At 72.4% G+C, this 19,843-nt stretch carries 18 protein-coding genes; 13 read left to right on the top strand and 5 right to left on the bottom strand.

Going from position 1 to position 19,843, the window contains the following annotated elements:
- Nucleotides 1-16 precede the first annotated feature (16 nt).
- Nucleotides 17-343: a thioredoxin gene (gene trxA / locus JG616_RS06875; RefSeq protein WP_234446524.1), complete on the bottom strand. Its 327-nt coding sequence runs from the start codon at nt 341-343 to the stop codon at nt 17-19.
- A gap of 220 nt (nt 344-563) precedes the next feature.
- Between trxA and rhlB the strand changes: the two genes are divergently transcribed.
- The 6 genes from rhlB to rpoH all read left to right on the top strand — a co-directional run bounded on the left by rhlB (nt 564) and on the right by rpoH (nt 6,750).
- Nucleotides 564-2,384 carry an ATP-dependent RNA helicase RhlB gene (gene rhlB / locus JG616_RS06870; protein ID WP_199362459.1) on the top strand — a complete coding sequence of 607 codons (1,821 nt, stop codon included), beginning with the start codon at nt 564-566 and terminating at the stop codon, nt 2,382-2,384.
- Nucleotides 2,385-2,540: 156 nt separating this feature from the next.
- The gene (locus JG616_RS06865) at nt 2,541-3,233 is read left to right on the top strand and encodes an ATP-binding cassette domain-containing protein (protein WP_199392113.1); all 693 of its coding nucleotides are present in this window, start codon (nt 2,541-2,543) and stop codon (nt 3,231-3,233) included.
- Nucleotides 3,226-4,173 (top strand): permease-like cell division protein FtsX, encoded by a 948-nt coding sequence (gene ftsX / locus JG616_RS06860; RefSeq protein ID WP_199392112.1) that lies wholly within the window; start codon nt 3,226-3,228, stop codon nt 4,171-4,173. Before JG616_RS06865 ends, ftsX begins: the two co-directional genes overlap by 8 nt.
- 53 nt (nt 4,174-4,226) lie before the next feature.
- Nucleotides 4,227-5,021: a response regulator gene (locus tag JG616_RS06855; protein WP_199392247.1), complete on the top strand. Its 795-nt coding sequence runs from the start codon at nt 4,227-4,229 to the stop codon at nt 5,019-5,021.
- 23 nt (nt 5,022-5,044) lie between these two features.
- On the top strand, nt 5,045-5,755 hold the full coding sequence (gene ung / locus JG616_RS06850; protein ID WP_199392246.1) for a uracil-DNA glycosylase: 711 nt from the start codon (nt 5,045-5,047) through the stop codon (nt 5,753-5,755).
- A 110-nt stretch (nt 5,756-5,865) separates the two neighbouring features.
- Nucleotides 5,866-6,750 (top strand): RNA polymerase sigma factor RpoH, encoded by an 885-nt coding sequence (gene rpoH / locus JG616_RS06845; protein ID WP_199392111.1) that lies wholly within the window; start codon nt 5,866-5,868, stop codon nt 6,748-6,750.
- Nucleotides 6,751-6,833: 83 nt separating this feature from the next.
- Here the strand turns inward: rpoH and zupT are convergent, their stop codons facing one another.
- Nucleotides 6,834-7,643 carry a zinc transporter ZupT gene (gene zupT, locus JG616_RS06840; RefSeq protein ID WP_199392110.1) on the bottom strand — a complete coding sequence of 270 codons (810 nt, stop codon included), beginning with the start codon at nt 7,641-7,643 and terminating at the stop codon, nt 6,834-6,836.
- A gap of 136 nt (nt 7,644-7,779) precedes the next feature.
- Here zupT and JG616_RS06835 point away from each other — a divergent pair, with 136 nt between their 5' ends.
- Nucleotides 7,780-8,691 (top strand): NYN domain-containing protein, encoded by a 912-nt coding sequence (locus JG616_RS06835; RefSeq protein WP_199392109.1) that lies wholly within the window; start codon nt 7,780-7,782, stop codon nt 8,689-8,691.
- Between the two features lie 140 nt (nt 8,692-8,831).
- On the opposite strand, the gene JG616_RS06830 is transcribed toward JG616_RS06835, so the two are convergent.
- Complete coding sequence (locus tag JG616_RS06830; protein ID WP_199392108.1) at nt 8,832-11,054, bottom strand: primosomal protein N'; 2,223 nt, start codon at nt 11,052-11,054, stop codon at nt 8,832-8,834.
- 442 nt (nt 11,055-11,496) lie between these two features.
- Between JG616_RS06830 and JG616_RS13640 the strand changes: the two genes are divergently transcribed.
- From JG616_RS13640 to JG616_RS06810, 4 genes are all read left to right on the top strand, one after another.
- Nucleotides 11,497-13,008 (top strand): DUF3106 domain-containing protein, encoded by a 1,512-nt coding sequence (locus JG616_RS13640; protein ID WP_235973005.1) that lies wholly within the window; start codon nt 11,497-11,499, stop codon nt 13,006-13,008.
- A 10-nt stretch (nt 13,009-13,018) separates the two neighbouring features.
- Complete coding sequence (locus JG616_RS06820) at nt 13,019-14,383, top strand: MATE family efflux transporter (RefSeq protein ID WP_199392107.1); 1,365 nt, start codon at nt 13,019-13,021, stop codon at nt 14,381-14,383.
- Between the two features lie 72 nt (nt 14,384-14,455).
- On the top strand, nt 14,456-16,351 hold the full coding sequence (gene sppA, locus JG616_RS06815; RefSeq protein WP_199362451.1) for a signal peptide peptidase SppA: 1,896 nt from the start codon (nt 14,456-14,458) through the stop codon (nt 16,349-16,351).
- Nucleotides 16,348-17,136: an SDR family oxidoreductase gene (locus JG616_RS06810; protein WP_199392106.1), complete on the top strand. Its 789-nt coding sequence runs from the start codon at nt 16,348-16,350 to the stop codon at nt 17,134-17,136. Before sppA ends, JG616_RS06810 begins: the two co-directional genes overlap by 4 nt.
- On the opposite strand, the gene JG616_RS06805 is transcribed toward JG616_RS06810, so the two are convergent.
- Nucleotides 17,133-17,372, bottom strand: a complete 240-nt coding sequence (locus JG616_RS06805; protein ID WP_199362684.1) for a hypothetical protein — start codon at nt 17,370-17,372, stop codon at nt 17,133-17,135. The genes JG616_RS06810 and JG616_RS06805 overlap by 4 nt on opposite strands.
- A 195-nt stretch (nt 17,373-17,567) precedes the next feature.
- Between JG616_RS06805 and xth the strand changes: the two genes are divergently transcribed.
- Nucleotides 17,568-18,368 carry an exodeoxyribonuclease III gene (gene xth / locus JG616_RS06800; RefSeq protein ID WP_199392105.1) on the top strand — a complete coding sequence of 267 codons (801 nt, stop codon included), beginning with the start codon at nt 17,568-17,570 and terminating at the stop codon, nt 18,366-18,368.
- Between the two features lie 12 nt (nt 18,369-18,380).
- Here xth and JG616_RS06795 read toward each other — a convergent pair whose 3' ends face one another.
- Nucleotides 18,381-19,130 (bottom strand): DUF72 domain-containing protein, encoded by a 750-nt coding sequence (locus JG616_RS06795; RefSeq protein WP_199392104.1) that lies wholly within the window; start codon nt 19,128-19,130, stop codon nt 18,381-18,383.
- Between the two features lie 157 nt (nt 19,131-19,287).
- On the opposite strand from JG616_RS06795, the gene JG616_RS06790 reads away from it, so the two are divergent.
- Nucleotides 19,288-19,830 (top strand): DUF488 domain-containing protein, encoded by a 543-nt coding sequence (locus tag JG616_RS06790; protein WP_343224992.1) that lies wholly within the window; start codon nt 19,288-19,290, stop codon nt 19,828-19,830.
- The last annotated feature ends 13 nt before the right edge of the window (nt 19,831-19,843 follow it).

Raw genomic sequence — 19,843 nt, 5'->3', positions numbered from 1 at the left:
CCCGGGGGCCGGGCCCTCAGAGGGCCTTGTCGATCATCTGGGCCAGGACCGGCTTGCCCACGGCACCGATCTGGGTGGCCTGGACCTGGCCGTCCTTGAACAGCAGCAGCATCGGGATCGAGCGCACGTGGTACTTGAGCGCGGTGGCGCGGTTCTGGTCGATGTCGATCTTCACCACTCTGGCGCGCCCGGCGTATTCGCCGGCCAGCTCGTCCAGGGCGGGGGCGATCATCTTGCAGGGGCCGCACCAGGGCGCCCAGAAGTCGACCAGCACCGGCTCCTTCGAGGCGAGGACGGTGGCGTCGAAATCGGCGTCGCTGGCGTGGATGACGGTTTGGCTCACGGGGTTCTCCTGCGTGGGGCGGCCGCCAGGGCCCGGCATGCGGGCGGTCGACGGCCGCGGTAACTGCTAAACTTGGGCGATTCGCGGTCGTTTCAAGGGGCTGCCCCGTCGGAGGGGGTCTGCTTCGAAGGCGGGCAGGCCGCCGCGACATTTCTCCATGGCAGTCTGCTTGGCTGCCACCTTCCACGCAAGCGCGCCACGCCGCGCAGACTTCCGACGAATGACCGACAAACCACTTACCGACGTCACCTTCTCCTCCTTCGATCTCCATCCGCGGCTGCAGGCCGGCCTCGAGACCGCAGGCTTCACGCGCCTCACGCCGATCCAGGCGCTGACCCTCCCGGTCGCATTGCCCGGGGGCGATGTCGCCGGCCAGGCCCAGACCGGCACGGGCAAGACGCTGGCCTTCCTGGTGGCGGTGATGAACCGCCTGCTGACGCGCCCGGCGCTGGCCGACCGCAAGCCCGAGGACCCGCGCGCGCTGATCCTGGCGCCCACCCGCGAACTCGCGATCCAGATCCACAAGGACGCGGTGAAGTTCGGTCCCGAGCTGGGCCTGCGCTTCGCCCTGGTCTACGGCGGCGTCGACTACGACAAGCAGCGCCAGCTGCTGCAGGAGGGCGTGGACGTCATCATCGCCACCCCGGGCCGGCTGATCGACTACGTCAAGCAGCACAAGGTGGTCAGCCTGCACGCCTGCGAGATCTGCGTGCTGGACGAGGCCGACCGCATGTTCGACCTCGGCTTCATCAAGGACATCCGCTTCCTGCTGCGCCGCATGCCGGTGCGCACCGAGCGCCAGACGCTGCTGTTCTCGGCCACGCTGAGCCATCGCGTGCTCGAGCTCGCCTACGAGCACATGAACGAGCCGCAGAAAATGGTGGTCGAGACCGAGACCATCACCGCCGCGCTGGTGCGCCAGAAGCTCTACTACCCCTCCGACGAAGAGAAGCTGCCGCTGCTGCTGGGCCTGCTCTCGCGCGGCGAGGGTGCCCGCACGATGGTGTTCGTGAACACCAAGGTGTTCGTCGAGCGCGTGGCCCGTGCGCTGGAACGCGCCGGTTACCGCGTGGGCGTGCTGTCGGGCGACGTGCCGCAGAAGAAGCGCGAGTCGCTGCTGAAGAAGTTCCAGGCCGGCCAGCTCGAGATCCTGGTCGCCACCGACGTCGCCGCCCGCGGCCTGCACATCGATGGCGTGAAGTACGTCTACAACTACGACCTGCCGTTCGATGCCGAGGACTACGTGCACCGCATCGGCCGCACCGCGCGCCTGGGCGAAGAGGGCGATGCGATCAGCTTCGCCTGCGAGCGCTACGCGATCGGCCTGCCGGACATCGAGGCCTTCATCGAGCAGAAGATCCCCTCCGAGCCGGTGAGCGCGGAGCTGCTGAAGGCGCTGCCGCGCAAGCCGCGCGAGGGCGTCGAGCTCGAGCCGGAAGAGGGCGAGAGCGTCAGCGAGATCTTCCGCGAGGCGCGCGAGCAGCGCGCCGCCGAGGATGCGCGTCGCGGCGGTGGTCGTCGCGAGGGCGGTGGTGACCGTTCGCGTGGCCCGCGCAGCGCCGGTGCCGGCGAGGGTCGCCGCGAGCGCGCTCCGCGCAAGCCGCGCGTGCCGGCGGCCGAAGCGGCTGCCGAAGGCGCCGTGGGCGCGGTGGCAGAGGGCGCCGGCATTGCCCCCGACGCCATCGCCACGCCCGCCAGCGCCGGCACGGCGCAGGCATCGGTGCCGGTCGCCGGGACCCCCACTCCGGGAGCCGACGGTGCGGAAGGCGAGCGCGCGCCGCGCAAGCGCCGCCGCCGCCGTGGTGGCCGCCGCATCAACGGCGAAGGCCAGCCGGCGCAGGACGGCCAGGCGACGGAACAGGCGGCGGGCGGCGAGCAGCCACGCGCCGCGCGTCCGCCGCGCCAGCCGCATGCACCCAGGCCGCAGCCGTCGCAGCCTGCCGCTCCCGCTCCGGCGCAGGACACGTCGCCTTCGCTGTTCGGCCGCATCGGCCAGGGCCTGCGCAAGCTGGTGACCCGGGCGCCGCGCTCGCAGCACTGAGTGCATCCGGGCAGCTGCCCGGACGGCAGCTGCCCCTCGTGTCCGGACCAGCGCGAGCGCGATCCGGGCCGGCGTGAGCACGGCGCCCGTCGGCTTGTCTGGCCCGATGGCGGCCGGCAAGCGATACTCGACGCTTCCTTCGACACGAGCTCCGCGATGCCGCCGGTCCTGCGCTTCGACAACGTCTGCAAGCAGTATCCGGGCGGGCACGTCGCGCTGCAGGACGTGAGCTTCAGCGTCGACGCCGGCGAGATGATCTTCGTCACCGGCCATTCCGGCGCCGGCAAGAGCACGCTGCTCCGCCTCATCCACCTCTCCGAGCGGCCCAACCGCGGCGCGGTGCTGTTCGGCGAACGCAACCTGCTCAAGGTACGCGGCGGCCGCGTGGCCATGCATCGTCGCGAGGTCGGCGTGGTGTTCCAGGACCATCGCCTGCTCGCCGACCGCAGCGTCCACGACAACGTCGCGCTGCCGCTGGTGCTGCGTGGCATGCGCCGCGGAGACGCCGCGCGCCGGGTGCGCGCGGTGCTCGAGCGCCTGGGCCTCGGTGCGCGCGGCAGCGCACTGCCCGGCGAGCTGTCGGCCGGAGAGCAGCAGCGCGTCGGGATCGCCCGCGCCGTCGTCGCCGAGCCGCGCCTGCTGGTGGCCGACGAGCCGACCGGCAACCTCGACCCGACCCTCGCCGCCGAGATCATGGCCCTGTTCGCCTCGCTGCCCGGGCAGGGCACCAGCGTGCTGGTGGCCAGCCACGACCTGGGCCTGGTGAAGCGGATGAAGAAACGCGTCCTGGTGCTGGACCATGGCCAGCTCGCCGACGACATCGCGCCGGAGGACCTGGCCGATGAATGAGCCGATCGCACGGAGCAAGCCGGCGACCCGCTCCCGTCCCGGCGCCTGGCTCGACCACCATGCCTACAGCGTGGTCGCCAGCCTCGGCCGCCTGCTGCGGCGGCCCTGGTCCACCGTGCTCACCGTCGGCGTGATGGCGGTGGCGCTGGCCCTGCCGCTCGGCCTGTGGCTGGTGCTGGGCAACGTCGAACGCTTCGCCGGCGACGTGCAGGCTTCGCGCCAGCTCACCGTGTTCCTGCACCAGGACACCGCGGAAACGCGCGTGGCCGAGCTGGCCGCGGAACTCGGGGCGCGCGCCGACATCGGCGCCATCGAGCACCGCACGCCGGCACAGGGCCTGGAGGAGCTGCGCGAACGCAGCGGCCTGGACGAGGCGATCGACACCCTGGGCGAGAACCCGCTGCCGCACGTGCTGGTCGTGACCCCGGCCGGTGACGAGGCGATGCTCGCCGATTCGCTGCGCACCCTGCCCGAGGCCGAGCTGGTGCAGCACGACGCGGTCTGGCGCCAGCGCCTCGACGGCTGGCTGCGCTTCGGCGGGCGCGTGGCCTGGGTGCTGGCGGCGCTGCTCGGGCTGGGCGCGCTGCTGGTGGTCGGCAACACCGTGCGCCTGGACATCCAGGCCCGGCGCGACGAGCTCGGGGTGCTGCAGCTGCTGGGCGCCAGCGACGGGTTCATCCGTCGTCCCTTCCTCTATCTGGGCGCGTGGTACGGCCTGGCCGCGGGCGCGCTCGCGCTGGGCCTGCTGACCGCCGCCGGCACCGCGCTGCGCGCGCCGCTCGCCGAACTGGCGGCCAGCTATGGCAGCAGCTTCGCGCTGCAGGGCTTCTTGCCCCGGCAGGCGCTGACGGTCATCGCCGGGGCCACCGTGCTCGGCTGGCTGGGCGCGGGTGCGGTCACCGGACACTTCCTGCGCCAGACCCGGCCGACGGAGACCTGAGCGTGGCCGGGCCGACCGACATCCGGCACCTCGACGGGGCCGCGCCACGGATCATGGTGGTCGACGGCTCGCGCCTGGTGCGCAAGCTGATCGTCGACGTGCTGAAGGCGCAGCTGCCCGAGGCCGAGGTGGTCGCCTGTGCCGGGCTGGGCGAGGCGCATGCGGCGCTCGCCGCCGCGCCGATCGACCTGGCCACCACCTCGCTGGTGCTGCCCGACGGCGACGGCCAGCAGCTCGCCCAGGTGGTGCGCGCCGCCGCCGGCCAGCGCTACGTGCCGGTGATCGTGATCTCCGGCACCGCCCAGGAGCATCTGGAAGGCCGGCATTTCAGCGATGACGTCACCGACTACTTCGACAAGTCCCACGGCCACCGCGCCCTGGCGGAGTTCATCCGCGGCTACGTGCAGCCCGCGCCGATCCCGGGCGCGCGGGTGCTGTACGTGGAGGACAGCCGCACCGTCGCGCTGGCCACCTCGCGCATGCTCAAGGCCCAGCAGATGGAGGTGGTGCACGTGACCAGCGTCGAGGCCGCGCTCGAGTTCCTGCACGCGCGCGTCGCCGCCGGCGAGGGGCCGGGCGTCGACCTGGTGCTGACCGACGTCTACCTGAAGGGCGAACTCGACGGCGGCGACCTGGTCGAGGCGGTACGCGGCGGGTTCGGCTGGTCCAAGCGCCGGCTCCCGGTGCTGGTCATGACCGGCGACGCCAATCCCGCCAACCAGGCCGCGCTGCTGCGCAACGGCGCGAACGACCTCGTGCTGAAACCGATCGAGGAGCGGCTGCTGGTGACCAAGGCGCTGTTCCAGCTGCGGCTGTCGCGGCTGAAAGAGGTCGGGGCCGGGGCGTGAGCACGGTGCCCGACCGGGTCCGGATGGACGCGTCCTGGAAGGCCCGCATCGGCGACTGGTTCGAACGCGAGGACATGCAGGCGCTGTCGGCCTTCCTGCGCGAGCGCAGGGCGGCCGGGGCGCGCATCTTCCCGCCGGGGCCCGAGATCCTGGCCGCGTTCGAGGCCACGCCCTTCGACCAGGTCCGCGTGGTCGTGCTGGGCCAGGATCCCTACCATGGCGCCGGCCAGTCGCATGGCCTGTGCTTCTCGGTGCGCCCGGGCGTCCGCGTGCCGCCGTCGCTGGACAATATCTACAAGGAGATCCAGCGCGACCTCGGCCTGCCGCGGCCCGACCACGGCTGCCTGCTGCCGTGGGCACGGCGTGGCGTGCTGCTGCTCAACGCGGTGCTCACCGTGGAGGAAGGCCGGCCCGGATCGCACCAGCGCCAGGGCTGGGAGGGCTTCACCGACCACGTGGTCGAGGTGCTCAACCGCGAGCGCGAGGGCCTGGTGTTCATGCTCTGGGGTGCGTATGCCCAGGCCAAGGGCAAGGTCATCGACCCGCGTCGGCACCGCGTCCTGCGCAGCACCCATCCCTCCCCGCTGTCGGCACACCGGGGCTTCCTGGGCTGCGGGCATTTCTCCGCGGCGAACGACTACCTGATGCGCCAGGGCGGCGCGCCGGTCGACTGGTCGCTGCCGCCGCTGGCGGCGCTGGAGGGAATGGGACTGGTCCCGGCACCGCTTCCGTGACACCCTTGCTGTCAGGACAATGCACGAGATACAAGGTCATTAAATGCATAAATGGAACATGAAGGAACTTCCCGCGTGTCCGGCAGTCTCACGGGTCCACTGCTAAAATCATGCCCATGACTGCAACCACTGCCAGCTATCCCCTCGTCGCCAACAATCTCCCGGTGCCCAGCGCGATCGGCTCGCTGGATGCCTACATCGGCGCCGTGCACCAGATCCCCGTGCTCTCGGTGGAAGACGAACAGGCCCTGGCCCGTCGTTTCCACGAGGAAGAGGACCTGGACGCCGCGCGCGAACTGGTGATGTCGCACCTGCGCTTCGTGGTCCACGTGGCCCGCGGCTACAACGGCTACGGCCTGCCGCTGGGCGACCTGATCCAGGAAGGCAACATCGGCCTGATGAAGGCCGTGAAGCGCTTCGACCCGGATGTCGGCGTGCGCCTGGTCTCGTTCGCGGTGCACTGGATCCGCGCCGAGATGCACGAGTACATCATCAAGAACTGGCGCATCGTCAAGGTCGCGACCACGAAGGCCCAGCGCAAGCTGTTCTTCAACCTGCGCAAGAGCAAGAAGCGCCTGGGCTGGCTCAACGCCGCCGAGGTCAGCGCGGTGGCCAAGGACCTCAACGTCTCCGAGCGCGAGGTGCTGGAGATGGAGTCGCGCCTGTCCGGCCGCGACATCGGCTTCGACATGTCCGCCGACGAGGACGACGAGCGCGCGCCGCCGGCGCCGGCGGCGTACCTGATGACGCAGGAGGAAGATCCGTCGCAGGCCTACGAACGCGCCGACAGCGAATCCAACCAGCTCGAGCTCCTGCGCGAGGGCCTGGCGACGCTCGATGCGCGCTCGCACGACATCGTCCAGCGCCGCTGGCTCGACCCGGACAGCAAGGTCACCCTGCAGGAGCTCGCCGACGAGTACGGCGTCTCCGCCGAGCGCATCCGCCAGGTCGAGGCCAATGCGCTGAAGAAGATGAAGGCCCTGTTCGCGGCCTGATCGCGGACCTCGCGTGACGGCAGGCGGCCCGGGAAACCGGGCCGTTTTTCATGGTGCCGGCCGCGCCGCTCCGGCGCCGGGCCTCACCACTTGAACAGCACGAGGCTGATCGCCAGCACGCCCATGCCGCTGACCAGTCCGTAGACGGTCTCGTGGCCCTTTGAATAGCGCTTGGCCGCCGGCAGCAGTTCGTCCAGCGCCAGGAACACCATGACCCCGGCGATGATGCCGAACACGCTGCCGAACACCGCGTCCGACATCCACGGCCGCAGCAGTGCATAGCCGATGATCGCGCCCAGCGGTTCGGCGAGCCCCGACACCATGCACGCGCCGAAGGCATAGGCCTTGTTGTGGGTGGCGAAGTAGACCGGCACCGCGATCGCGATGCCCTCGGGCACGTTGTGGATGGCGATGGCGAAGGCCAGCGGCAGTCCCACTCCGGGGTTCTCGAGCGTGGCGAAGAAGGTCGCCAGGCCCTCGGGGAAGTTGTGGATGGTGATCGCCATCGCCGTCAGCAGGCCCACGCGCCGGATGTAGGCGGCGTTGTGCTCGCGGAAGAACGGATCGTCGGCCTCGAGGCGTTCGTGCGGGTTCGGCACCAGCCGGTCCACCAGCATGATCAGCCCGACGCCGGCCAGGAAGGCCGCGGTGCCCAAGCTGAAACCGAGGCGTTCGCCATAGCCCTGGGTGAAGGACAGGATCGACTTGTTGAGGATCTCCGACAGCGAGACGTAGACCATCGCGCCGCCCGCGAACGCGAGGCCGAAGGCGAGCAGGCGCGCGCTGGGCGTCTTCTGCGCGAACACCAGCAGGCCGCCGACGCCCGTGGCCAGGCCGGCGGCCGTGGTCACGCCCAGCGCGACGAGCACGTTGGCGGTGGAGATCTCGATCATGCGGGTGCTTCCTTCGGGCGATGGGCCGCGGTGGCGACCGCGGCGCCATCGTATCCGAGGGTCCGCGGGCCCGGCGTGTGGTCGCCTGCGCTATTGTGCGCCGACCGCGCCGGTCGGGCGCCACGGGACTTCGCGCATGCCCACGCAGGAAAAGCGCATCGCGCTGCTGATCGACGCCGACAACGCGCCGGCCTCGAAAATCGAGGTGATCCTCGCCGAGATCGCGCGCCACGGCGTGGCCAACGTGCGCCGCGCCTACGGCAACTGGAAGAGCCAGCACCTGGTGGGCTGGGAGAAGTGCCTGCACACCTGGGCCATCCGGCCGATCCAGCAGTTCGCCTACACCAGCGGCAAGAACGCGTCCGACATGGCGATGGTCATCGACGCCATGGACCTGCTGTACGCGCGCAATCTGGACGGCTTCGCGATCGTGTCCTCGGACGCGGACTTCACGCCCCTGGTGATGCGCCTGCGCAACGACGGCGTCGCGGTCTACGGGTTCGGCCAGGAGAAGACTCCGGAGCCGTTCGTGCGTGCCTGCTCGACCTTCCTGTACCTGGAGAAGCTGGGCCAGCCGGATGGCGACGACGATGCCGCGTCCGCCGACGCACCGTCACCGGCGCAGCTGCAGCACGATGCCGACCTGGTGCGCCTGCTGCGCGGCGCCATCGACGCGACGCAGGGCGAGGACGGCTGGTCGAAGCTCGGTGCCGTCGGCAGCCACATCGGCAACCAGGGCTCGTTCGACTCGCGCAACCACGGCTACCGCAAGCTGAGCGACCTGATCGAGGCCATCGGACTGTTCGAGGTCCGGCGACAGGGGCAGGTGATCGAGGTGCGCAGCCGCAGGGGCCGGGGACGCAGGCCGCCGGCAGCCGAACCTGCCCCGGCCGTGGCGAAACCGGCACCGGACGCCAAGGCGTCGCCCGCCGCCCAGGCGAAGGCCACCGGCAAGCCGGCCACGGGCCAGGCCAACCCCGGCCGCACGACACGCACGACCAGGACGGCCAAGCGCACCCCCGCCAAGCCCGACGATCCCACCCTGTAGGAGCGGCTACAGCCGCGATCAAGGTGTCAGAAGAGGCGGGCTACCTTGTCAGCCATCGACGCAAGCAATCGCGGCTGTAGCCGCTCCTACAAGGTGGCGGCGCGGCGGGTGTGCGTGCGAAGCCTTCCGGCGACCCTGCCTCAGTAAAGATCCGACGGATCCACATCCAGCGACCAGCGCACGCGCCTGGCTTCCGGCAGTGCGTACAGCCCCGGCACCACGGCGCCGAGCACCGCGTGCAGCGCGGGCCGTCCGGGCGACACCAGCAGCAGCTGCGCGCGGTGCATGCCTGCGCGGCGGGGCATCGGCGCGGGTACCGGACCGGCCACCAGCAGTGCGCGCGCCGGCTCCCTGGGCAGCGCGTCGCGGGCGGCGTTGAAGGCCGTGGCCGCGGCCTGGAGGAAGGCTTCCGGCTGGCCGGCCTGCTGGGCCTCGGCGCGCACCAGCGCCATGTGCGCGAACGGCGGGAAGCCCGCGGCCTCGCGCTGGCCGAGCTCGGCGTCGGCAAAGGCGCGGTAGCCGCCCGTGACCAGCACCTCGAGCAGGGGATGCTCCGGATGGTGGGTCTGCAGCAGGACCTCGCCCGCGCGCTCGGCGCGGCCGGCGCGACCCGACACCTGCACCAGCAGCTGGGCGAGCTTCTCGCTCGCGCGGAAGTCGGCCGAGAACAGGCCCTCGTCGATGCCGACCACGCAGACCAGCACCAGCTTCGGCAGGTCGTGTCCCTTGGCCAGCATCTGGGTGCCGACGAGGATCCCGGGCCCGTCCTCCAGCTTGGCCAGCTCGCGCGCGAGGCCATCCCGGCGGCGCGTGCTGGCGCTGTCGATGCGCAGCACCGGCACGTCGCCGAAGCGCGCCGCCAGCAGCTCCTCGATACGCTCGGTGCCCACGCCCTGCGGCTGCAGCGCCAGGCTCGCGCAGTCCGGGCAGGCCATCGGCACCGGACGCCGCGATCCGCAGTGGTGGCACTGCAGGCGGCGGCCGCCCCCGTGCACCGTCATCGGCACCGGATGGTCGGGCGTGCTGCAGCGCGCGCAGGCCGCGCTCCAGCCGCAGTCGTGGCACAGCAGCACCGGCGCGTAGCCACGGCGGTTCTTGAACACCAGCACCTGGCCACCGCCGTCCAGTGCGCCGCGCACGGCGGCCAGCAGCTCTTCGGACAGCCCCGCCTGCAGCGGCCGCTTGCGCACGTCGTGCACGCGTACGCGCGGCGGCCTGGCCTCGCCCGCGCGGCTGCGCAGGCGCAGGTGCGCGTAGCGGCCGGCGCGCGCGTTGTGCAGGGTCTCCAGCGAGGGCGTCGCGCTGCCCAGCAGCACCGGCACGTCGAGTGCACGGCCGCGCACCAGGGCGACGTCGCGGGCGTGGTAGCGGATCCCGTCCTGCTGCTTGTAGCTGCCGTCGTGCTCTTCGTCGACGACCAGCAGGCCGGCGTTCGGCAGCGGGGCGAACACCGCCGAGCGCGTGCCGACCACCACCTGCGCCTCGCCGCGCCACGCGGCCGCCCAGGTGCGCGCGCGTTCGCCATCGGACAGGCCCGAGTGCAGCGCATGCACCGGCACCCCCAGCCGCGCGCGGAAGCGCGCCAGCATCTGCGGGGTGAGCCCGATCTCGGGCACCAGCACCAGGGCCTGCCGGCCGTGGGCCAGGCAGCGCTCGGCGATGGCTTCGAGGTAGACCTCGGTCTTGCCGCTGCCGGTGACGCCTTCGAGCAGCACCGGCGCAAAGCCCTCGGCGGCACGCAGCGCGTCCAGGGCGGCCGCCTGCTCGGCGTTGGGCGCGTGTCCCGGTCCGATGCCGGTGGCCGCGGCCGGGCCGTCCAGCACCACCCGCTGCACCAGCCCACGCTCCTCGAGGCTGCGGGCCGCAGTGCGCCAGCCCTCGACCCGGTCGTCGAGGACGTCTTCGGCCACCGCGGCGGCGCCCAGCGCCTCGGCCAGCCGGCGTGGCCGGCCGCCGCTGCGCAGGCCGGCGCTCGCCTCCACGCCGGCCGCGGTCAGGCTCCAGCCACGCCGCGCCGTGTCGGGCAGCGGCTCGCCGCGGCGCAGCGGCGCCGGCAGCGCGGTGGCGAGCACCTCGCCCAGCGGCGCGTGCAGGTAGCGGGCGAGCCACTGCGCGGTGGCCAGCAGCTCGCCATGGAGCAGGGGCGCGGGGTCCAGCCAGTCCAGGGCTTCGCGCAGGGCGGAGCCCGCGCCGTCGGCCGGCCCCGTGGCGGCGACCACGCCCACGAGCTCCCGCGGACCGAAGGGCACGCGGACCCTGCGCCCGACGTCGCCGGGTCGGGCCCCGCCGCCGCCCGGCGCGAGGTAATCGAACAGCCTCGGCAGCGGCAGGGGAAGGGCGATTCGAAGGACGGTGGCGGGCATCGCGAGAGTCTAGCGAGTCGCCCGGAGGACGCTTGGGGCGGTTGCAGGTCATAGCTGTCTTGCAAACTACGATTCGTCTGCAAGTCCCGGACCGGAAAGGGGATTTGGCTTATCCACACGTTCTGTGGATAAGTCTGTGCATGGTCGTGGGAAGGGGGGCCGGAAGTCGCGTGAAAGCGGCCTCCGCGCTGCTTTGGCTAAAAAATGATCAAACCGCGCATCCCCAGTGTTTTCAAGCACTTGCTCGTGAAACATGCGTGAAGCATTGCTCCACGTACCGCGAGCCCGCGGATCGATGACGATTCCATGACCGCTGTGAACAACCTTCCACGCGGTGGATCGTGCTTCGGACCGCGCTGGAGCGTGAACTGTGCGCGCCGTCAAGCCCCGGCGCCGGCGCCGGCGGCCGCTATGATGGCGCCGTGCCTGTGCCCGCCCTTCCATGACGCCCCGATCTCCCGCTGATCCCACAGGCGCTCCCGCCTCCACTGCGCTCGCCGCCTTCCTGCGCGGCGTGGAGCGTCGCGGGCTGGTCTTCGCCTGGCTGCTGGCCGGCTCCCGCGAGACCGGTGGGCAGGCCCTGGCCTGGGCGCTGGAGCGCTTCCGGCGCGAGGCCGGCCGGATCGCCTTCGGCGACTGGTCGCGCCACTTCTGGGCCCTGCTGCTGGCCGCCCCCGCGCTGCGCACGCCGCCCACGGCGCCCCGCTGGGAGGCGGGCCTCGCCTGGCTGTCGGGCATCGGCCATGGGCCGCGGGCGGCGCTGCTGCTGCGCCTGGTGGCGGGACTGGCCGAATCCGACGCCTCGACCGTGCTCGGGATCTCGCGTCCGACCTATCGGCTCGGCCTGCAGCGCGCGCTGCCCCATCGGGAGGACGGCAGCGCCGACGTCGAGGCCTGGGAGGCGCTGGGCCGCTCCGCCCAGGAGCTGGTGCGCAACCTGCCGCCCGAGCCCGTGGCCGCTCATGCCCCGACCGCCGATGACGACGATGCGACGCCGACGTCCGCGGGCGGCCGCCGCCCGCTGGGCCGTGGCCTGCGCGTCGCGCTGGCCCTGGTGGCCCTGCTGACCCTGCTGGCGCTGGGCCTGACATTCCGGATGGACCGGCTCCCCGACGGCCTGGACGCCGCACCGGGCCACATCCTGAGCGAAGCCCTGCCCGCGGCCGAGGCGCCGGCCGGCCGCTACGGCGAAGACGACGCGCTCGCGCTCCACCCCGACCTGGCCCTGCTGTTGGACGCGGGGAACGCGGACCCGGCGGCCGCCGATCCCGCCTTCCACGCCTGGCTGGTGGGCGAAGCGGCGGCCGCCGGCGGCGCGACCGAAGGCGCTGACACGCCAGCAGGCGCTGACAGGCCAGCCGATGCCGCTGTGCCCGTGGCGCCCGTCCCGGCGCCCGCGGACGCAGCGCGCATCGACGCCGCCGCCCTGCGCCCGGCCGACCAGCGCCTCGCAGACCTTGCCCCCGCCGCGCGCGGCCAGCTGTCCCGGCAGCGCGACCTCTGGGACGCCCTGCCGCACGCCGAGCGCGGCGAGCGCCGCGAGCGCTGGCTGGCCTGGCGCGACCTTGCCGCGACCGAGCGCGCGGCGATGCGCGCGGCGGCCGCGCGCTTCGCGGCGCGCACGCCCGCGGAGCAGGCCGCGCTGCGCGCGCGCTTCGACGCGCTGGACGCCAGCGACCGCCATGGCTGGCTGCTCGGTCCCGACCTCGGCCCGGACTACCCGCGCCTGCATGCGCTGGTCGCGCAGGTGCCCACGGACGCCCGCGCCGCCATGCTCGAGGTCCTGCGCGGGCTCGATCCGCAGGGGCGCGACGATCTGGCGGTGCTGGCCGCGCGCACGCCGCCGCAGTCGCGCGCCGAGCTGCGCGTCGAGCTCCTGGCCACGCCGGCCGCGCAGCGCGGCCGCTGGCTGCGCAACCGGGTGGCCCCGCCGCCCGGCGGCAGCGGACGCTGACGGCCGCCGCATGTCCCCGCCGGCAACGTCTGCGCGCTTCCCGGGTGAAGTGCGCGCAACCGCCGTCCTGGCCGGCCCCTTGGTACTGGGCCATGTCGCCACCGGCCTGATCGGGCTGGTCGACAGCGTCATCGCCGGGCGCCACGGCACCGCGACCCTGGCCGCGGTGTCGGTGGGCACGGCGATGTTCTGGCTGCCGATGATGATTCCGATGGGCACCCTGATGTCACTGCCGCCATCGGTGTCGCAGCTTGACGGCTCCGGTCGCCGCGACGAGATCGCGCCCCTGTTCCGCCAGTCACTGTGGCTGGCCCTGGGGCTCGGCCTGCTGCTGTTCGCCCTGCTCACCGTGGCCACCGCGGCTCTGGCGCCGATGGGCATCGCCGAGGACATCCGCCCGGGCGCGCAGGCCTTCCTGCACGGGATCCGCTGGGGCGTGCCGGCGCTGACGCTGTACTACGCCATGCGCTACCTCAGCGACGGCCTGCACTGGACGCTGCCGACCATGCTGTTCGGCTTCGGCGGGCTGCTGCTGCTGGCACCGCTGGGCTGGGCCTTCGCCTTCGGCCGCTTCGGGCTGCCGGAGATGGGCGCCGGCGGGCTTGGCCTCGCCTCGGCGCTGATGATGTGGGCGCAGGCGCTGGGCTTCGCGACCTACCTGGCCTGCTCGAAGCGGTTCGCGCCGCTGGGCCTGTTCGCGCGCTTCGATCCCCCGCGCTGGCCGCCGATCCGCGACCTGCTGCGCACCGGCCTGCCGATCGGCGTGACGGTGGCGATGGAGGGCGGGCTGTTCGTCGTCACCGCGCTGCTGATCGGGCGCCTGGGGCAGCTGGAGGCCGCCGCGCACCAGATCGCGATCAACGTCGCCAGCCTCTGCTTCATGATCCCGTTCGGCCTGGCCGAGGCCACCACGGTGCGGGTTGGCCACGCGCTCGGTGCGGGCGGCGGCCGCGACGGCGTGCGCCGGGCCACGCTCGCGGGCCTGGTGCTGGTGCTCGGAACCCAGGCGACGTCGGCGCTGGTGCTGGTGCTGGGCCACGACGCGATCGCCGCGATCTACACCACCGACGCCACGGTTGCGGCGCTGGCCGCGTCGCTGCTGGTGTACGCCGCCGCGTTCCAGTTCCCCGATGGCGTGCAGGTGCTGTCGGCCGGCGCGCTGCGCGGGCTCAAGGACACGCGCGTGCCGATGCTGCTGGCCGCGTTCGCCTACTGGGCGGTGGGCATGGCCACCGGCGCCTGGCTGGGCCTGGCCCTGGGCATGGGGCCGCGCGGGATGTGGATCGGGCTGATCGCCGGCCTGGTGGTGGCGGCCGTGCTGATGGCCGGACGCCTGGTGCGCACCACCGGCCACCTGCCCCGGACGGCGCAGTGACCAAAGGCGGGTGACGCCGCTCCGCGCCAGCGGCGATACTGGCTGCATCGCAGTTCCTGCCCCGGTTGCCCCATGTCCGAATCGCCCCGCAACGCCCCGCGTCGCCGCGGTCCCATCGCCCGCGTCGCCGTGGGCGCGTGGGATGCCCTCAACTTCACCCGCCGGCTGGTGTTCAACCTGCTGTTCCTGCTGCTGCTGGTGGTCGTGCTGGTGGCGATCTTCAGCGCCGAGCGCGCCAAGCCGCTGCTCGAGCGCACCACGCTGGTGATCGCGCCGGAAGGCGCGCTGGTCGAGCAGTTCAGCGTCGACCCGGTCAGCCGCGCCTTCGGCAAGCTCAGCGGGCAGGACACGCCCGAAGTCCGCCTGCGCGACCTGCTGCGCGTGATCGAGAAGGCCGCCGCCGACACGCGCATCGAACGCGTGCTGCTGCGCACCGACCGCATGGCCTTCTCCGGCTACGCCTCGATGCGCGAGCTGGCGGACGCCATCGGCAGCCTGCGCGAGGCCGGCAAGGAAGTGATCGCCTATGGCGACTACTTCGGCCAGGCGCAGTACCTGCTCGCCGCGCAGGCCGACGAGGTCTACATGGATCCCTATGGCGGCATGGTGCTCGAGGGCATTGGCCGCTACCGCCAGTACTACCGCGAAGGCCTGCAGGACAAGCTCGGCGTCGACGTCCACCTGTTCAAGGTCGGCGAGTACAAGTCCGCGGCCGAACCCTATGTGCTCGACCAGGCCTCGCCCGAGGCCAAGGAAGCCGACCTGTACTGGATGAACGACATCTGGCAGCGCTTCCTCGGCGACGTCGCGAAAGCGCGCGGGCTCGACGCCGGCGTGCTGTCGGCGGCCGTCGAAGGCCTGCCTGCCGGCGTCCAGGCCGCAGGCGGCGACCTGGCGCAGCTTGCGCTCGACCAGAAGCTGGTCGACGGGCTGAAGACGCTCGAAGAGGTGCAACTGCTGCTGGCCGAGCGCGGCGAAGCCGACGAGGACAGCGACAGCGGCGTGCGCGAGATGGCCTACGACGCCTATCTCAAGCACGTCACCAGCCCGATGCCCGCCGCCGACACCCGGCCGCAGGTCGCGGTGGTCGTGGCCGAAGGCCAGATCATGGGCGGCAAGCAGAACCCCGGCAGCGTCGGCGGCGAATCCACCTCGGCCCTGCTGCGCGCGGCGCGCGAGGACGACGAGGTCAAGGCGGTGGTGCTGCGGGTGGATTCGCCGGGTGGCGAGGTCTTCGCCTCCGAGCAGATCCGCCGCGAGATCGTCGCGCTGAAGGCGGCCGGCAAGCCGGTCGTGGCCTCGATGGGCGACCTGGCCGCGTCGGGCGGCTACTGGATCAGCATGGACGCCGACGCGATCTACGCCGACCCGTCGACCATTACCGGCTCGATCGGCATCTTCGGCATGTTCCCGACCATCCCGCGCACGCTGGAGAAGATCGGCGTGCGCACCGACGGCGTCGGCACCACGTCCTTCGCCGGCGCCTTCGACCCCACGCGTCCGCTGCAGCCCGAGGTGGGCGCGGTGATCCAGAGCGTGATCGAAAAGGGCTACCGCGACTTCACCGGCAAGGTGGCCACGGCGCGCGGACGCAGCGTCGGCGAGATCGATGCCGTGGCCCGCGGCCGCGTCTGGAGCGGCGCGCAGGCGAAAGAGCGCGGCCTTGTCGACGAGTTCGGCGGCCTGCGCGACGCGCTGGCCAACGCCGCCACGCGCGCGGAGCTGGGCGAGGCGGAGACGTGGGGCGTGAAGTACATCGAGAAGCCGCTGACGCCGTTCGAGAGCTTCGTCGCGGGCATGGCCGAGTCGCGTACCGGCGCGGCGCTGCTGGCACGCAGCGGCATCGCCAATGGCCTGCTGTTGCAGGCGTTGCCGGGAATTTCCGGCGACCTGCGCTTCATCGAACAGGCGCTGGCCCGTGGCGGCCATCCGGTGAAGGCCGTCGCGCACTGCTTCTGCATGCCGTGAGCGGCGTCGACCACCGCCCGCGCTGGCGCCTGGACGGACAGCTGGCGCTGGTGACCGGCGGCAGCGCCGGCATCGGACGCGCCATCGCCTCGGAGCTGCTGGGCTTCGGCGCGCGCGTGCTGATCGCCGCGCGCGACGGCGACGCGCTGGAGGCCGCGCGCGAGGAGCTGCTCGAACAGCACCCCGACGGCGAACTGCGCGCCCTGATCGCCGACGTCGCCGACGACGAGCAGCGGCGCGAGCTGCTCGACTGGGTGGAGGACCAGGGCGAAGGCCTGCACATCCTGGTCAACAACGCCGGCGGCAACCTGAGCAAGGCCTCGGTCGACTACACCGAGGACGAGTGGCGCGAGATCTTCGAGGTCAACCTGTTCAGCGCCTTCGAGCTCAGCCGCTACGTCCACCCGCTGCTCGCGCAGCATGCGGCCAGCTGCATCGTCAACGTCGGCAGCGTCTCCGGGACCACCCATGTCCGCACCGGCGCACCCTACGGCATGAGCAAGGCCGCGCTGCAGCAGATGACCCGCAACCTCGCCTGTGAGTGGGCCGAGGACGGCATCCGCGTGAACAGCGTGGCGCCCTGGTACATCCGCACCCGACGCACCTCGCCGTCGCTGGCCGATCCCGACTATCTGGACGACGTGCTGCTGCGTACCCCGATGGGACGCATCGGCGAGCCCGAGGAAGTGGCGGCCGCGGTCGCCTTCCTGTGCCTGCCGGCCGCAGGCTACGTCACCGGCGAGTGCATCGCCGTCGACGGTGGCTTCCTGCGCTACGGGTTCTAGCCGGCGCGCGGCGGCTCCCGGACGGGCGTGCCGCGGTCACGCGGCGGCGCGAGCGGATCGGCCGGCTGCGCCGGTTCCGGGTCGATCGGACGGTCCGGCACGGGATCGGTCGGCTGGTCGGGCACGGGGTCGATCGGCTGGTCCGGGACCGGATCGATCGGCTGGTCGGGGACCGGATCACGGGCGGGGTGGGGCGCTTGTCCCGGGACTTCGCGCGGGTCGGGCATCGCGGCCATCGGTCACTCCACGTGGGGTGGGGCAGTGATGCTGACGCACGCGGGATGGCATCGGCGTGAACCGGTCATCGAGGCAGTCGACGGCATCCACGCCAGCATCCGCGCACGCCGCTCCGACCGCCGGCACCGCCACTTCACGGACCCGCCATCGCGGCGGCGCTACGGTCATGCGCCCCGCATCGCGTGGAGACGCCGGTGGCGCGCAGCAGGACGCTGAAACTCGCGACCTTCAACGTCAACGGCATCGGCACGCGCCTGCCGCACCTGCTGGCGTGGCTGGACAAGGAAGCTCCCGACATCGTCGCGCTGCAGGAGCTGAAGGCGGTCGACGAGGCGTTTCCGGTCGACGAGCTCGAGGCCGCCGGGTACGGGGCGCTCTGGCACGGACAGCGCTCCTGGAACGGCGTGGCCCTGCTCGGACGCGACACCGTGCCGGTGGAAAGCCGGCGCGGCCTGCCGGGTGATCCGAAGGACATCCAGAGCCGCTACCTCGAGGCCGCGATCCACGGCATCGTCGTCGGCGCGATCTACCTGCCCAACGGCAATCCGTTCCCCGGCCCGAAGTACGACTACAAGCTGGCCTGGATGCGCCGGTTGCAGCGGCATGCGAAGAGCCTCGTCGACCTGCCGCATCCGGTGGCGCTGCTCGGCGACTTCAACGTGATCCCCCACGACAGCGACGTCTACGATCCGAAGTCCTGGCGCAGGGACGCGCTGTTCCAGCCCGAGGTGCGCGAGCGCTACGAGGAGCTCCTGGCGCAGGGCTGGACCGACGCGTTGCTGGAGGTTTTCGGCGAGGAGCGGCCGTACACCTTCTGGGACTACTTCCGCCAGCATGCCGAGCGCGACCGTGGCCTGCGCATCGACCACCTGCTGCTCAATCCGGTGCTGGCGAAGGGCCTGAAGGAGGCCGGCGTCGACCGCTGGGTCCGGCTGCAGGAGAAGGCCAGCGACCATGCGCCGACCTGGGTGGTGGTGAAAAAACCCGCGGCCTGACGGGCCGTGTGCTCAGCCGCGCAGCAGCGCCTGGAACGCGGCTGCGTCCGGAGTCGCGTGGCCGTGCGCGGTGTTGTCGAAGATGAGCCAGGCCTCGCCGCGTGGCGCCACGTGTGTGCGCACCCGCGCTGCCAGGTCCGCGCGCGCGTCGGCGTCGTATGCGCTGTAGTAGATCCGCGGCGACCCGTGCCAGCGCCAGTAGCCGAGTCCCGCGTGGCCGCCGGGTTCGGCCGCCTGCGGCAGCGGTGCCGGGTCGGCCGCGACGCGCGCGATGCGGTGGCGCTGCCACAGCGCATCGACGCGCGCAGTGAACCAGCTCGCATGCCGGGCCTCGCAGGCCACGCCGCCCGGCCAGCGGCGCCGCAGTCCCGCGAAGAAGGCCGACGCGACCCGGCCGTCGTAGGCCAGCGAAGGCGGCAGCTGGACCAGCAGGCAGCCCAGGCGCGTGCCGAGCCCGCCCGCCTGCGCGAGGAAATCGTCCAGCAGCGGCAGCGCGCCGCGCAGTCCGTGCTCGTGGGTGATCGTGCGCGGCAGCTTCACCGAGTAGCGGAAGTGCGCCGGGACCGTCTCCGCCCAGCGCGCATAGGTCTCGCGCCGGTGCGGTCGATAGAACGAGGAGTTGATCTCGGTCGCGTCGAACAGCGTCGCGTAGCGCGCGAGCGCGCTGTCGCCGGCGCCGAACAGGCCGCGGTGCGCGCTGGCGATCGACCAGCCGGCGGTGCCGATGCGGATCGTGGACCTGGGCGCGGGCGTTCGGGGCATGGGCAGCACGCGGCGGGCGGGTCGCATCGATAGCAGCCATCCGCGTCCCGGGGCCGTGAACGCGCGCGCCCAGCCGCCTGCCCGGTGCCGCTTCACGCAGCGGGGATGGCGCGCTGCGCAGCATGCACGGTCGTTTCCCTGCGCGGAGGATGTTCGAGTGACCGGGAGGATCTGGACCATCGGCCACTCCACGCGCAGCTGGGAGGAGTTCCTCGAGCTGCTCGCAGTGCACGGCATCGAAGCGATCGCCGACGTGCGGCGATTCCCCGGCTCCCGGCGCTATCCCTGGTTCGCCAGCGAGGCGATGGCGTCGGCGCTGCCCGAGGCCGGGATCGGCTATCGGTGGCTGCCACAGCTGGGTGGACGGCGGCGGGCGCAGCCGGGCTCACCCAACGGTGGCTGGCGCAACGCCGCCTTCCAGGGCTATGCCGACCACACCGCCAGCGCGGAATTCGCCGAGGGCCTGGCGCAGGCGCTGGAGCTGGCGCAGGCGCGGCGCACCGCGCTGATGTGCGCCGAGGCCGTGTGGTGGCGCTGCCACCGGCGCCTGGTCGCCGACCTGCTGGTGCACCGGGGCATGGAGGTGCTGCACGTCATCGACGCCAAGCCGCCGCAGCCCCACCCGCTCAACGAAGCCGCGCGCCCGGCGGGCACGCTGCTGGTCTATCCGCCGGTGCAGGCCACGCTGTTCGACGGCTGAGCCCGGCGTCGAC

Origin of the sequence: Luteimonas sp. MC1895 (assembly GCF_016457215.1) — a bacterium.
In the GTDB taxonomy this organism is placed as follows: Bacteria; Pseudomonadota; Gammaproteobacteria; order Xanthomonadales; family Xanthomonadaceae; genus Luteimonas.
This window is presented reverse-complemented; position numbering and strand designations above follow the sequence as displayed.

Coding starts and splice junctions, on each gene's coding strand:
- rhlB (WP_199362459.1), top strand. CDS start 564: ATGACCGACAAACCACTTACCGACGTCACCTTCTCCTCCTTCGATCTC.
- JG616_RS06865 (WP_199392113.1), top strand. CDS start 2,541: ATGCCGCCGGTCCTGCGCTTCGACAACGTCTGCAAGCAGTATCCGGGC.
- ftsX (WP_199392112.1), top strand. CDS start 3,226: ATGAATGAGCCGATCGCACGGAGCAAGCCGGCGACCCGCTCCCGTCCC.
- JG616_RS06855 (WP_199392247.1), top strand. CDS start 4,227: ATGGTGGTCGACGGCTCGCGCCTGGTGCGCAAGCTGATCGTCGACGTG.
- ung (WP_199392246.1), top strand. CDS start 5,045: ATGGACGCGTCCTGGAAGGCCCGCATCGGCGACTGGTTCGAACGCGAG.
- rpoH (WP_199392111.1), top strand. CDS start 5,866: ATGCCCATGACTGCAACCACTGCCAGCTATCCCCTCGTCGCCAACAAT.
- zupT (WP_199392110.1), bottom strand. CDS start 7,643: ATGATCGAGATCTCCACCGCCAACGTGCTCGTCGCGCTGGGCGTGACC.
- JG616_RS06835 (WP_199392109.1), top strand. CDS start 7,780: ATGCCCACGCAGGAAAAGCGCATCGCGCTGCTGATCGACGCCGACAAC.
- JG616_RS06830 (WP_199392108.1), bottom strand. CDS start 11,054: ATGCCCGCCACCGTCCTTCGAATCGCCCTTCCCCTGCCGCTGCCGAGG.
- JG616_RS13640 (WP_235973005.1), top strand. CDS start 11,497: ATGACGCCCCGATCTCCCGCTGATCCCACAGGCGCTCCCGCCTCCACT.
- JG616_RS06820 (WP_199392107.1), top strand. CDS start 13,019: ATGTCCCCGCCGGCAACGTCTGCGCGCTTCCCGGGTGAAGTGCGCGCA.
- sppA (WP_199362451.1), top strand. CDS start 14,456: ATGTCCGAATCGCCCCGCAACGCCCCGCGTCGCCGCGGTCCCATCGCC.
- JG616_RS06805 (WP_199362684.1), bottom strand. CDS start 17,372: ATGGCCGCGATGCCCGACCCGCGCGAAGTCCCGGGACAAGCGCCCCAC.
- JG616_RS06795 (WP_199392104.1), bottom strand. CDS start 19,130: ATGCCCCGAACGCCCGCGCCCAGGTCCACGATCCGCATCGGCACCGCC.